A 12,834-nucleotide genomic window follows, 5' to 3' on the forward strand; every position below is an offset into this window, starting at 1 on the left:
TTCTATGGAGAACACTCCCGGGCAGCCCTCGGGGGGCATTTTTGTGTTTGGAGCCGGGTTCGACCGGCGAAGGCGGGGTGGCCGTTCATGACGACCTCGGTGGCGGCCCTCGGCGGCTTGGCCTTGGCACTTGGGTTTCGGCATGGAATTGATTGGGATCACGTGGCGGCGATTACGGACTTGATTGCCGGAGGAACCCACCGGCTTCGGGGCCTTTTTTTGGCGATGTTGTACGCCCTCGGCCACGGGGCGGTGGTGCTTCTGCTGGGGATTCCCGTGATCGTCGCGGATGTTCACGTCCCGGGGTGGCCGGGGCGCGTGATGGAGCCGGTGGTGGGGGCGACGTTGATCGCCCTGGGTGGCTGGGTGTTGGTGATGTTGTTCACGGGACGGCATGAGCTTGCGGTCCGGAGCCGCTGGATGGTGTTGTACGAAGGAGTGCGGCGGGGGTGGAGACGGCTCTGGCGCAAAGATTCCGGGGGCGCCGACCCGGAGTTGGGGGCGGGTGGAGCCTTTACCGTCGGGGTGATTCACGGAGCCGGGGCCGAAACGCCCACCCAATTGATGGTATTCGCTGCGGCGATGCAGGCCGGGGGGCGCACGGCCGCCACGGGGGTATTTTTCCTGTTCGTGGCGGGCATGCTGGTGGCCAATCTTTTGATTTCCCTGTTGACGATGATGGGGTACGGACTGGCTGGCCGACGGATGGGCTGGAGGGTGGTCTTGGCGGGCTGTACATCGGTATACAGTGTGGTGGTGGGCATCGTGTTTTTGATCGGTCAAGCCGTAGGATTGCCGAGCCTGGCGGGTCCTTGAACGGCGTGTTCATCCCTTGGAGGACGAACCGGAATTCCGGTATGATAAAGGGAGGACGTTGGTCCGCGAAAGTTCCGGCCCACGGGGCCTGGGGTGGTGAATAGGCGCGTGCACACCATTGACTGGGATCGCTTTTTGTTGCCCTATGAGCAGGCCGTTGAAGAGCTCAAGGTGAAGTTTCGCAGTATCCGGAATGAACTCAAGCGAAAGGAAGAGTATTCGCCCATCGAGTTTGTGACCGGGCGGCTGAAGAAAGTCTCCAGCATCCTCGATAAAGCGGCCCGGTTGGGCATCCCCCTTGAACGGGTGGAAGAGGTGCCCGATATCGCCGGTATTCGCATCATGTGTCAGTTTGTCGACGACATTGATCGGGTGGTCCAGCTCATTCGCCAGCGGGACGGCAGGGATATGGAGATCGTGGAGGAGCGCGATTATATCCGACACCAAAAGGACAGCGGTTATCGCAGCTACCATATGATTATTCGGTATCCCATTCAAACGGCCGAAGGGGAAAAGAAGCTGCTGGCAGAGATTCAGGTGCGCACCTTGGCGATGAACTTCTGGGCAACCATCGAACATTCCTTGAATTATAAATACAAAGGCAATCTGCCGCCCCAAGTTCGGGAGCGCCTCCGGGCGGCCGCCGAGGCGGCGTTTCAGCTAGATCGGGAGATGTCCGAGATTCGCGAGGAAATCAAGCAGGCTCAGCGGCTGTTTGAAAGAAAGTCGAATTTGGTTTCCTCGATTCTGAGGGATCTGGAACAATTGGAATCCTCGGGACAGGTGGAGATGGCGACGGCCTTTCAGGAACGGCTGCACGAGGTAGCGGGAGATTTTGAAGGTTTACGGCAGTTGGCGGAAGAAGTCAAAGAGTGGCTGGTGCAAAGTGGAACCGGCATTACGCACTAGGGGGGGTCGGAGTGAAGGTCCTACTCGCGGCGCTGAACGCGAAATTCATTCACTCTTCCTTGGCGCTTCGCTATCTTCGGGCCGCGGCGGAAGGGGAGTTCGACGTACTGCTCCGGGAGTTCACCATCAAGGACGATCCGTTGCGGGTTTTGTCCGAGGTGGTGGGCGACCGCCCGGAGGTCGTCGGATTTTCCTGTTATATTTGGAATGTCGTTGAAACACTGAAAATCGTGCGCCTCTTGAAAAAAGTGTCTCCGGCTACACGGGTGGTGTTAGGGGGACCGGAGGTCTCTTATGACACCTGGGAGTGGATGGGAAAGTGGCCGGAGGTGGACGCCATCGTCATCGGAGAAGGGGAGGCGACGTTTCTGGAGTTGCTCCGGGCCTGGAGGGACGGAGGCGATCTTGGCGAGATCGCTGGCCTGGCCTTCCGCGAGGGGGACCGGGTGAAGATTGCGCCTCGCCGGGGCTGGATTGAACCTTTGGACGCGATCCCCTCTCCTTACCGGGGCCACCTGGAGGAGTTGGACAATCGGATTGTGTACTTCGAGGCTTCCCGGGGGTGTCCGTTTCATTGCCAGTTCTGCCTGTCGTCCATCGATGATGCGGTGCGGTATTTTTCATTGCAGCGGGTCAAAGAAGACTTGGCCCGGTTGATCGATTACGGCGTTTCACAAATTAAATTCGTGGACCGAACGTTCAATTTGAAAAAAGATTATGCCTTGGAGTTGTTTCAGTTTTTGGCCCGGTACCCCGGGCGGACGGTGTTTCAGTTTGAAATCACGGCAGATATCCTGCGCCTGGAGATCGTGGAGTTTTTGGCGGCGGAAGCGCCGCCCGGACGGTTTCGTTTCGAGATCGGGGTCCAGTCGACAAACGAGGAGACGAACCGACTGATTCGGCGGATTCAGCGGTTCGATCGGTTGGCCGGCACGGTGAGGCGGTTGCGGGAGTCCGGCCGGGTGGTGCAGCACCTGGACTTGATCGCCGGGTTGCCCCGGGAAGATTACCGGTCGTTCCGCAAAACCTTCGACGATGTGTACGCCTTGGAACCGGACGAGCTGCAACTCGGGTTTCTCAAACTACTGCGGGGAACGGGGCTCAGGGCCCGGGCGGCGGAGTTCGGGTACGTGTACATGGACGAGCCCCCCTATGAGGTGTTGGCCAACGACGTGTTGCCCTACGAGGACGTCCGGCGGATCAAGCGGGTCGAGGATATGGTGGACAAATATTGGAATTCGCACTGGATGGATCACACCCTGCGGTATCTGAGGGCCTGGGAGTTTTCCAGTGCCTTTGATTTGTATCAGGAACTGGGGGATTACTGGGATCGGCAGGGGTACGGGACGTTGGGATATCAGCCCGAGGATCTGTTTCTGCGCATGCGCGATTTTTTGCGCGACAAGGGTCTCAGGCGGCCCATGGTGGCGGAGGATCTGTTAAAAATCGACTATCTGTTGACACGCCGGGTTCGTCCGCGGTCCCCCTGGTGGGTGCCGACCCTGGACAAAGGGGGGGTGCTGGGGTGGGCCCGGAGGTTGGCCGAACGGCCGGAGATTCTGGGCCCGGAGTTTGCCCGGCTGGAACTGGGGGAGACGGCGTTGTTGAAACACGCCGTCTTGGAGTGGGTGAGTTTCGATGCGAGCGCATGGATTCAGGACCGACAGCTCGCGGGGGTCGGGGATCCCCATCTGGCGGTGGTGGTGTATCCTCCCGGTGGACAGGAGTTTCCGGGTTCGGTGTCGAAGTGGAAGGGGAGGCCGATGTTGTTTGTGGCAGCTCAGATGAACGCGGAAGATGCGGCCGACACCCACAGATGAGGAGTGGTGCCGGATGGACGGTCGTCACGTCAACGAGGTTCTGGAGGTCATTCTTCAAGAGGTTCGGAGTTTGCATGGGCGATTCGACCGGTTGGAAGCGCGCGTGGATAGAATCGACCAGCGCTTGGAAGCCGTGGAGCAGCGCTTGGAAGCCGTGGAGCAGCGCTTGGAAGCCGTGGAGCAGCGCTTGGAAGTGGTGGAGCAGCGCTTGGAAGTGGTGGAGCAGCGCTTGGAAGCCGTGGAGCAGCGCTTGGAAGTGGTGGAGCAGCGCTTGGAAGTGGTGGAGCAGCGCTTGGAAGTGGTGGAGCAGCGCTTGGAAGTGGTGGAGCAGCGCTTGGAAGTGGTGGAGCAGCGCCTGGAAGTGGTGGAGCAGCGCTTGGAAGTGGTGGAGCAGCGCTTGGAAGCGGTGGAGCAGCGCTTGGAAGTGGTGGAGCAGCGCTTGGAAGCGGTGGAGCAGCGCTTGGAAGTGGTGGAGCAGCGCTTGGAAGCGGTGGAGCAGCGCTTGGAAGCGGTGGAGCAGCGCCTGGACGCTGTCGAACGCCGCTTGGATGTGGTCGAGAGCCGATTGTCCACTGTCGAAGAGCGTGTGAGAGATGTGGACTGCCGGGTCGTACATGTCGAGCATATCTTGGAAGAATTTCCGCATATGCGCCAGGCCGTTTTGGAGATCGACGCCAGAACCATCGGCATCGATCAGCGGCTGCAACACGTTGAAGCGAACATGGTTACGAAAGCGGATTTGGCTTTTTACGATCGCAAAATCGGCGAGCACGATCGGGAGATTTATATGTTAAAGAATCAATGATCGGCGAGATGCCCCGCCGGAGCTAGGGCAGGCGGTCCAGTGTTTCCAGCACTTCGCCGGCGCTGTGGCACAGGTGCTCATATTGAATGCCCGGACGGCAGATCACGATAGTATGAATGCCGCGGTCCAGAGCGGGTTGAATTTTTTCCATGACGCTGCCTTCGCTGCCGCTCTCCTTGGTGATCAGGGTGGTCACGCCAAAGTGGTCATAAAAGGCCGCGTTGAGGCCGGCGGTGTAGGGCCCCTGCATGGCGACAATGTTGCGCTGGGGAATCCCCAGAGCCGCACAGGTGCGCATATTTTCCTCGGTGGGAAGAAGCCGGCAAATCATCCGGGCGGACGGGTCTTTCAGCAGGACTTCGGCGAAGACGGGCAGGGTTTTGCTGCCGGTGGTCAGGAAAATGGTGCCACCGAAGGTAGCGGCTAGTTGCGCGGCTTCCCGGTAGTCCCGAGCCAAGTGCAAGTTTGGGTGTTCGGACAATTCTGAGTATGGACGTTCATACCGGATGTAAGGAATGCCGGCAATCCGGGCCGCTTCCATGGCGTTCCGGGACGCTTCTTCAGCGAAGGGGTGGCTTGCGTCCACCACCGCCCGGGTGCCGTTCTCGGAAAAGAGCCTAGCCATTTCATCGGCGGTTTTGCGGCCCACGGCAACCGAGAGCCCTTCCTGACGCAAAGAGGACGCGGCATTGTCGGTGACCACCGAAGCCAGCACGGGATAGCCAGCGTTCCGCAGTTGAACGCCCAGCGCTCGGGCGTCGCTGGTGCCGGCAAGCAGAAACAACATCTGAGAATCACCTCTTGAAGGGAAGTTTTTAAAACTGCTCAGACAGCTCGCAAATCTAGGATTCCGTTCGCAAACTCGCCCGGGATCGGTGAAAACGGCTATGGACACGTCCCAGGGCCGTGAGTTATGCTTACAACGAGTCTTACCTGTGTCCAATTTCAAGCATGAATGTTTTTGGCAACGACGTCAAGGTGCTTCCGCCGCGGCGGAAGGTAACAGGGAATCGGGTGAGAATCCCGAGCGGACCCGCCACTGTGACCGGACGAGTTGCCCTCCACGTCCGCCGAGGACGACGTCACTCGCGCCAATGCGGGGAAGACGGAGGGCCGCGATGACCCGGGAGCCAGGAGACCTACCTTGATGGAAACGCCGAAAGACCCTCGCGGTATGGGGTGCGGTGTGCCGATTCCGGGCTCTTGAGGCCCGCCAGGCATGAACGTAAAGTGCCTCCGACCGATGGGTCGGGGGTTTTTTTGTACCCGCAGCGGGGAGGGGGAGATGGGGTGAGCGAGTTTGTGCCGTCGACAGTCCGGCCCGAGGAGATCGAGGCCCGGAGTTTTGCCATCATTGCGGAAGAACTGGGGGAACATTCTTTTACGGAAGAACAATTTCCCATTGTCCAGCGGGTGATTCACGCCAGTGCAGATTTTGATCTGGGGAGGTCGCTGCGGTTTCATCCCCAGGCTGTGGAAGCGGGGATTCGGGCCATCCGGGAGGGACGGCCGGTGGTGGCCGATGTCCAGATGGTTCAGGTGGGGATCTCCAAGGCGCGGATTGAGCGGTTTGGGGGGCGGGTGCACTGTCTGATCTCCGATCCGGATGTGGCCGAGGAGGCGCGGCGCCAGGGAACCACCCGGGCCATCGTTTCGATGCGCAAGGCGGCCCGGATGGCGGAAGGGGGGATCGTGGCCATCGGCAACGCTCCGACCGCCCTGTTGGAGTTGATTCGCCTCGTCCGGGCGGGGGAGGCGCGCCCGGCGCTGATCGTCGGCGTGCCGGTGGGGTTCGTATCGGCGGCGGAATCGAAAGCGCAGTTGGCCGGTCTGGATCAGCCGCCCTTTATCACCAATGAGGGCCGTAAAGGGGGCAGTCCGGTGGCTGTGGCCATCGTCAATGCCCTGTCTCTGTTGGCCGTATCGGAGGCGGGGGCGCGATGACCGAACCGCCGGAGCGGCCGCTGCGCCACGGCTATACCACCGGCAGTTGCGCTGCGGCGGCGACCAAAGCAGCCGTATGGGCCCTGGTTCACCAACAGCCGCTGTCCGAGGTGGAGATCGGGCTCCCGGCCGGGCAAAGGGTGCGATTCGCCGTGGAAGGTTTATCGTTTACGCCGGAGCGCGCCGCCTGCGCCGTGATCAAAGACGGCGGGGACGATCCCGATGCCACCCACGGCGCCTGGATCTGGTCCACGGTGAGTTGGCGGGGAGAGCCGGGGATTGAACTCGAGGGTGGCGAGGGAGTCGGTCGGGTGACGAAGCCCGGGCTGGCCGTGCCCGTGGGGGAGCCGGCCATCAATCCGGTGCCCCGGAGGATGATCCGCCAGGCCGCAGAAGAGGCGGCGGGGCCGGAGATGCTGGGGCGGCGCGGGATGCGGGTGGTGATCTCCGTGCCCGGGGGCGAAGAGATCGCGAAGAAGACGATGAACGGCCGGCTGGGGATCATCGGAGGAATTTCAATCCTGGGTACCACGGGGATTGTCAAGCCCTTTTCCACGGCGGCGTGGATGGCCAGCGTAGCCCAGGCCATCAGTGTGGCCACGGCGGCGGGGTGCCGTCAGGTGGTGTTGACCACCGGAGGCCGAAGTGAAAAGGTTGCGATGCGGGAGCTTTCCCATCTCCCGGAAGAGGCCTTTATCGAAATGGGGGATTTTCTGGGGTTTTCTCTCAAGCAGTGCGCCAAGCGGGGCGTGGAAAAAGTGACCCTTTGCGGCATGATTGGAAAATTCTCCAAGGCCGCGGCGGGACACATGCATCTCCATTCGAAAGGGTCGTCGGTGGACCCGGGGTGGCTGGCCGATCTGGCCGTTCAGTCCGGAGTGCCGCCCTCCGAGGCGGAAGGACTTCGGCGGGCGAATACCGCCAAGGAGATCGGGGATGTCCTGTGGTCGAAAGGATACCATGCGTTTTTTTCGCGATTGTGCGAGGAGATCTGTGCACGGGCCTCTGAGCACGTCGGGGGGGCCTTCGGGGTGGAAATGATCCTCTGCGATTTTGAGGGGCGCGTGATCGGAAGGGGGGAGAGGCCGTGGAACCGGTCCGGATCATCGGCATCGGAGCGGACGGGGCGGAGGGAGTTCCCGTCCCGGTGAGGCGATGGATTGAACAGGCTGACCTCCTGGTGGGGGGAAGGCGGCATTTGGACTATTTTCCCGAATACTCCGGGGAGGTCTTGGCGGTGCAAGAGGGGCTTTCCCGGGCGGTGGATCGCATTGATCAGGCCCGCCGGGAAGGCCGCCGGGTGGTGGTACTGGCCTCGGGCGATCCGAATTTTTTCGGCATCGGGGGGTACTTGGCGAAAAAACTCGGCCCCGAACAGGTGGAGATCCACCCCCACGTCTCTTCGGTTCAGTTGGCTTTCGCCCGGATCAAGGAGCCTTGGCAGGACGCCTTTTTGGCTTCGGTGCACGGGCGGGATGTGGAGCCGGTGGTGGACTGGGTGCGCACCCATGCGAAAGTCGCCCTGGTGACGTCGGACGGGAGTACGCCTGGGAGAATCGCCCGGGCACTCCAGAAGGCGGGGGTTTCGGAGGTGGAGGTGTTCGTCGGGGAGAACCTCGGAGCGCCGGATGAGCGGACGGGATGGTACACAGTGGCAGACGCCGCGGAGCAGGAGTTCGCCCCCCTCAACGTGGTGGTGATCCGCCGTCGGCAAGACGGAGGAGGGACTGAGGCGGAGGCCCATAGAGAAGGAGCATCGGAGGAGGCGGTGTGGCCCCTGGGGATTGACGATGAGGCGTTTTTTCAGCGCAAACCCAAGCGGGGGCTGATCACTAAACAGGAAGTCCGGGTGGTCAGCCTGGCGAAGTTGCACATTCGCCCGGGTGTCGTGATGTGGGATATCGGCGCCTGTACCGGTTCGGTGGGCATCGAGGCGGCGGGGTTGGCGGAGGGGGTACGGGTGTACGCCATCGAGAAAAATGAGGAAGATTGTGAGAACCTCCGCCGCAACGTGGAAAAATTCCACCGCCCGGTCCACTGGGTGCATGGCACGGCCCCTGACGGACTCGAGGCGTTTCCTGACCCGGACGCGGTCTTTGTGGGCGGCACCGCCGGGCGGATGGAGGAGTTGTTGGACGTCTGCGTCCGGCGCCTGCGGCCCGGGGGCCGCATTGTGGTGAACGCCGCGACGCTTGAAAATCTCTATCAGGCGGTGGAGGGGCTGCGAAATCGGGGGATGGCGGTGGACGTGACGCTGATCCAGGTGGCCCGCAGCCGTCCCATTAAGGATCTCACCCGGTTTGAAGCTTTTGATCCGGTGTACATCGTGACCGCCCGGCGGGCGGAGGAAGGGGCTGGGGACGAGGATGGCTGATCGACTGGGAAAATTGTTCGTGCTCGGGGTGGGGCCGGGGGATCCCGAGTGGCTCACCCTGCGCGCCCACCGGATTCTGCGGGAAGCTCCGGTTGTGGCCTATCCGCAAAAAATGCGCTCCGGGGACAGTTATGCCCTCTCCATCGTCGAAAGTCTGCTGCCCACCCCTGGGCCGGAGCGGTTGGGGTTGGTCTTCCCCATGACCCGGGATCCGGAAAAATTGCGGATTCAGTGGGAGGAGACGGTAAACCGGGTGTGGGAGAAGTTGTCGGCCGGCCGGGACGTGGCCTTTATCACCGAAGGCCATCCCTATCTGTACAGCACGGCCATTCATCTGGTCCGGCTCCTGCGCCGGATTCACCCCGGGGTGGAGGTGGAGGTGGTCCCGGGGGTCTCTTCTCCGGGTGGGGCGGCGGCCCGGCTGGATATTCCCTTGGCGGACGGGGACGAGAGAGTGGGCATTATCCCCGCGGTGGACGACCGGGAGGCCATGCGTCGGGCCCTGGCGGAGCATGACACCGTGGTGTTTTTGAAAGTGGCAAAAGTCATGGACATGATGGTGGGTCTTTTGGAAGAGCTGCACTTGGTGGACCGGGCGGCGGTGGTGACCAAATGCGGGACTCCCGATGAGCAGGTCTTTTGGGATATTCGGGAGCTCCGGGGCCGGGAACTGGAATACCTCACCCTGATGATTGTCAAAAAGGGGGAGCAGCGATGAGCCGCCCGGGGATCGGCAAAGTGTATTTTATCGGTGCAGGGCCGGGGGATCCGGAACTCATCACCGTCAAGGGCAAGCGCCTGATCGAGGAAGCCGATCTCATTCTTTACACCGATTCCCTGGTGAATCCCGAGGTGCTGAGGGGAGCGAAACCCGGGGTCCGGATTGAGAAAAGCGCGGAGCTCACCCTGGAGGAGATCGCCGGGCGGATGATCGATGCCGCCGAGCAGGGCCAGCGGGTGGCCCGGGTCCATACCGGGGACCCGTCGGTGTTCGGGGCAATCCTGGAGCAGGCCGCCCGGCTGGATGCCGCAGGGATCCCCTGGGAGATCGTCCCCGGCGTTTCCTCAGTTTTTGCCGCTGCGGCGGTTTTGGGGGCGGAGCTGACGGTGCCCGAAGTGACCCAGACGGTGATCCTCACCCGGGCCGCGGGGAGGACGCCGGTGCCGCCGGGCGAGGAGTTGACCGCCCTGGCCCGGCACCGCTCCACCCTGGCGCTGTTCCTATCGGCGGGGCTCATGGGGGATGTCCGAAACGCCCTGCGGCAGGCGGGATGGGAGGACAATATCCCGGTGGCGGTGGTGTACAAGGCCACCTGGCCGGACCAAGTGGTGATCCGCTCCACCTTGGGCCAAATTGTCGAGGACATGCGGGACGCCCAAATCCGAAGTCACGCCTTGATCTTGGCCGGGCCGGCCCTGGACCCCGGTCTGCGCCGTCCCGATGGGCCAAAATCCCGGCTTTACGATCCCACCTTTGCCCATCGGTACCGGCGGGCGGTACGGGCCGGGGATGCCCCCGGGGGGGAGGGGCCGTGATGCCGTGGCCGGATCATCCCCAGGCTTACGCCGCGGTGGCGATCACCAAACACGGGGTGGAATTGGCCTGGCGGACGGCGAAAGGGCTGGGCGGCGTCGATGTGTACTGCAGTGAAAAATTTGACCTCCGGGCAGCCGGGGGAGCTCAGGAGGGCGAGACGTTCAGTTCCTTTCGGGCGACGCCCTTTTCCGGGAGTGTCCGGGAGTTGCTTCAAGATGGATTTCACCGCTACGAGGGCTGGATTTTGTTTATCTCCCTGGGAGCGGTGGTGCGGATGATCGCTCCGGTGCTGCGGGACAAAAAGACCGATCCTGCGGTGGTGGTGGTGGATGACGCCGGGCGGTTTGCCATCTCTGTCCTTTCCGGACACCTGGGGGGAGCGAACCGCCTGGCCGAGCGCGTGGCCGAGGTTCTCGGTGCCCAGCCCGTCATCACCACGGCTTCGGATGTGGGCCGGACCATCGCCGTGGACCTCCTGGGTCGATCTTTTGGCTGGACTTTGGCCGACGACCGCCACGTCACTCCGGCATCGGCGGCGGTGGTCAACGAGGAGCCGGTCTTGGTTCTCCAGGAGGCCGGAGAGCGGGGTTGGTGGACCCGCCCGACCCCTCTGCCGCCCACCATCCACAGGTGCGACAGTCTGGAGGAAGCCCGGGGGACGGCGGCCGAGCGTGCCCGGCAAGGGTTGCCGGGTTTTGGGGCTTTGCTTCTTATTACGGACCGGATCTGGTCCGAGGAGGAGCTGCGCCAGTTCGCTCCGTACTGGGTTGTGTACCGCCCGAAATCCCTGATTCTGGGGATCGGGTGCAACCGGGGCACCCCCCGGGCGGAAATCGAAGAGGTGGTGGAAGGGACTCTCCGGGCGAAGGGATTGGCGGTGGACAGCGTGGCGGCGGTGGCGACCATCGACCGCAAAAAAGATGAAGCCGGTCTGGTGGCGATGTGCCGAGATCGCGGTTGGCCCCTGATTGCCTACACTCCGGATGAACTGAACGAGATGCCCATGCGGCACCCTTCGGAGACGGTGTATCGCTACACCGGGGCTTACGGGGTCAGTGAACCTGCGGCCATGCGGGCGGCGGGCACCGACCGGCTGCTCGTCGATAAAATCGTTTCTGGAAATGTCACTCTGTCCGTTGCGAGAAAAGCTTTCAATGCCCGGGAGGGAGCGGGGGAAGGAGGGGCTGGCTGATGGAAGGGATGACCACCACGGGCAAGGCTCTGCGCGATTCCTGCCCGCGCCTTCTCATTGCCGGCACCCAGTCCGGGGCGGGGAAGACCACCTTCACGGTGGGGCTGATGGCGGAGTTGCGCCGGCGGGGATTGGCGGTGCAGGGGTTTAAAGTGGGGCCGGATTATATCGACCCGACCTTTCACCGGGCGGTGACGGGCCGGCCGGCCCGCAACCTGGACACGTGGATGGTGCCCGAAGAAGCGCTGAGCGAAAGCTTTTCCCGCGGGTGTGCCGGGGCCGATGTGGCGGTGATCGAGGGGGTCATGGGGCTCTACGACGGCAAAGACCCCCGGGATGACCGGGGGAGTGCCGCCCAGGTGGCCCGGCTGCTCCAGGTTCCGGTGATCCTCGTGGTGGATGTGCACAGCATGGCCCGGAGCGCTGCGGCGGTGGTGCTCGGCTTTCAGCGCCTCGACCCCCGGGTTCCCATCGCCGGGGTCGTGGCGAACCGGGTGGGATCCCCGGGCCACGCCGAGATCATCCGGACCGCCGTGGAAGGGGCGTGCGGCATCCCCGTCCTGGGCGCACTGCCCAGGCGGCTGGATCTCGCCGCTCCCGAGCGCCATCTCGGTCTCATTCCCGCCCTGGAGCGCGGGGAGTTGTCGGGGTGGTTCGACGGGTTGGCCCAAATGGTCCGGGAGTCGGTGAACGTAGACCGGGTGGTGGAATTGGCCCGGAGCGCACCGGCCCTGGGGGCGTCGGATCCCGTGCTCTTTGCCCGGCCCTCGCGCCCGCCCCGGGTCAACCTCGCCGTGGCCTGGGATGCGGCCTTTCATTTTTATTACGCCGAGAACTTAGAGTTACTCGAGCACCGGGGAGCCAGGCTGCTCTTTTTCTCGCCTCTCGCCGGGGAGAAAGTGCCCGAGGAGGCGGACGGCCTGTACATCGGCGGGGGCTTTCCCGAGGAGTTCGCCCGGGAACTTTCGTCCCATCGTCAGGTGCTGGAGGACCTGCGCCGGCGGCACGCCGGGGGGCTGCCCATCTACGCGGAATGCGGGGGACTCATGTACTTGTCCCGAGGCATCGAGACGGCGGAAGGGCGTCGTTATCCCATGGCGGGGCTCGTACCGGCTTGGGTGAGGATGCAGCGGACTCTCGCCGCTCTCGGGTACCGGGAGGTGGTGGCGGAGCGGGATACGGTGTTTTTGAAAGCGGGTGAAAAGGCCCGGGGGCACGAGTTTCACTATTCGCATCTGGTGGAGATCGAGGAGCCGTATCCCTGGGCCTACCGGGTATCTGCCCGCCGGGGCTGGGGCCGGGATGGGTACGCCGAAGACCGGCTTCTCGCTGCCTACACGCACCTGCATTTTGGCTCCCATCCCGATATGGTCGACCGTTGGTTGGATCTTTGCGCCCGCCACCGGGCGGAGCGGGCTGGGTTTCGGGAAAGGTGAG

At 63.0% G+C, this 12,834-nt stretch carries 12 protein-coding genes and 1 riboswitch; of the genes, 11 read left to right on the plus strand and 1 reads right to left on the minus strand.

Annotation, left to right across the window (positions count from 1 at the left end; all coding sequences use genetic code 11):
* The first annotated feature begins 87 nt into the window (after window positions 1-87).
* The 4 genes from BTUS_RS02020 (at window position 88) to BTUS_RS02035 (ending at window position 4,350) form a co-directional block, all read left to right on the plus strand.
* Entirely contained in the window at window positions 88-816 is a 729-nt protein-coding gene (locus BTUS_RS02020; RefSeq protein WP_013074461.1) for a HoxN/HupN/NixA family nickel/cobalt transporter, read from the plus strand.
* 93 nt (window positions 817-909) lie between these two features.
* Window positions 910-1,725 (plus strand): GTP pyrophosphokinase, encoded by an 816-nt coding sequence (locus BTUS_RS02025; protein WP_013074462.1) that lies wholly within the window; start codon window positions 910-912, stop codon window positions 1,723-1,725.
* A gap of 11 nt (window positions 1,726-1,736) precedes the next feature.
* A complete protein-coding gene (locus tag BTUS_RS02030) occupies window positions 1,737-3,545 on the plus strand; it encodes a B12-binding domain-containing radical SAM protein (RefSeq protein WP_013074463.1) in 1,809 nt (602 codons plus the stop codon).
* Window positions 3,546-3,558: 13 nt separating this feature from the next.
* Complete coding sequence (locus BTUS_RS02035) at window positions 3,559-4,350, plus strand: tropomyosin (RefSeq protein WP_013074464.1); 792 nt, start codon at window positions 3,559-3,561, stop codon at window positions 4,348-4,350.
* 22 nt (window positions 4,351-4,372) lie between these two features.
* Here BTUS_RS02035 and cobK read toward each other — a convergent pair whose 3' ends face one another.
* Complete coding sequence (gene cobK / locus BTUS_RS02040) at window positions 4,373-5,137, minus strand: precorrin-6A reductase (protein WP_013074465.1); 765 nt, start codon at window positions 5,135-5,137, stop codon at window positions 4,373-4,375.
* A 172-nt stretch (window positions 5,138-5,309) separates the two neighbouring features.
* Window positions 5,310-5,511: riboswitch (cobalamin riboswitch) on the plus strand.
* A 129-nt stretch (window positions 5,512-5,640) separates the two neighbouring features.
* Here cobK and BTUS_RS02045 point away from each other — a divergent pair.
* Genes BTUS_RS02045 through BTUS_RS02075 form a run of 7 tightly spaced genes read left to right on the plus strand, consistent with a single transcriptional unit; the run spans window position 5,641 to window position 12,833 of the window.
* Complete coding sequence (locus tag BTUS_RS02045) at window positions 5,641-6,294, plus strand: precorrin-8X methylmutase (protein WP_013074466.1); 654 nt, start codon at window positions 5,641-5,643, stop codon at window positions 6,292-6,294.
* A complete protein-coding gene (locus BTUS_RS02050; RefSeq protein ID WP_013074467.1) occupies window positions 6,291-7,445 on the plus strand; it encodes a cobalt-precorrin-5B (C(1))-methyltransferase in 1,155 nt (384 codons plus the stop codon). The genes BTUS_RS02045 and BTUS_RS02050 overlap by 4 nt, the downstream gene beginning before the upstream one ends.
* Window positions 7,382-8,668 (plus strand): bifunctional cobalt-precorrin-7 (C(5))-methyltransferase/cobalt-precorrin-6B (C(15))-methyltransferase, encoded by a 1,287-nt coding sequence (locus BTUS_RS02055; RefSeq protein WP_013074468.1) that lies wholly within the window; start codon window positions 7,382-7,384, stop codon window positions 8,666-8,668. The genes BTUS_RS02050 and BTUS_RS02055 overlap by 64 nt, the downstream gene beginning before the upstream one ends.
* Window positions 8,661-9,386, plus strand: a complete 726-nt coding sequence (gene cobI, locus BTUS_RS02060) for a precorrin-2 C(20)-methyltransferase (protein WP_013074469.1) — start codon at window positions 8,661-8,663, stop codon at window positions 9,384-9,386. Before BTUS_RS02055 ends, cobI begins: the two co-directional genes overlap by 8 nt.
* Window positions 9,383-10,204: a precorrin-4 C(11)-methyltransferase gene (gene cobM, locus BTUS_RS02065; RefSeq protein ID WP_013074470.1), complete on the plus strand. Its 822-nt coding sequence runs from the start codon at window positions 9,383-9,385 to the stop codon at window positions 10,202-10,204. Before cobI ends, cobM begins: the two co-directional genes overlap by 4 nt.
* Window positions 10,204-11,397, plus strand: a complete 1,194-nt coding sequence (locus BTUS_RS02070) for a cobalt-precorrin 5A hydrolase (protein WP_013074471.1) — start codon at window positions 10,204-10,206, stop codon at window positions 11,395-11,397. Before cobM ends, BTUS_RS02070 begins: the two co-directional genes overlap by 1 nt.
* Window positions 11,397-12,833, plus strand: a complete 1,437-nt coding sequence (locus BTUS_RS02075) for a cobyrinate a,c-diamide synthase (RefSeq protein ID WP_013074472.1) — start codon at window positions 11,397-11,399, stop codon at window positions 12,831-12,833. Before BTUS_RS02070 ends, BTUS_RS02075 begins: the two co-directional genes overlap by 1 nt.
* Window position 12,834: the final 1 nt, after the last annotated feature.

This window comes from Kyrpidia tusciae DSM 2912, from assembly GCF_000092905.1.
GTDB lineage: Bacteria > Bacillota > Bacilli > Kyrpidiales > Kyrpidiaceae > Kyrpidia > Kyrpidia tusciae.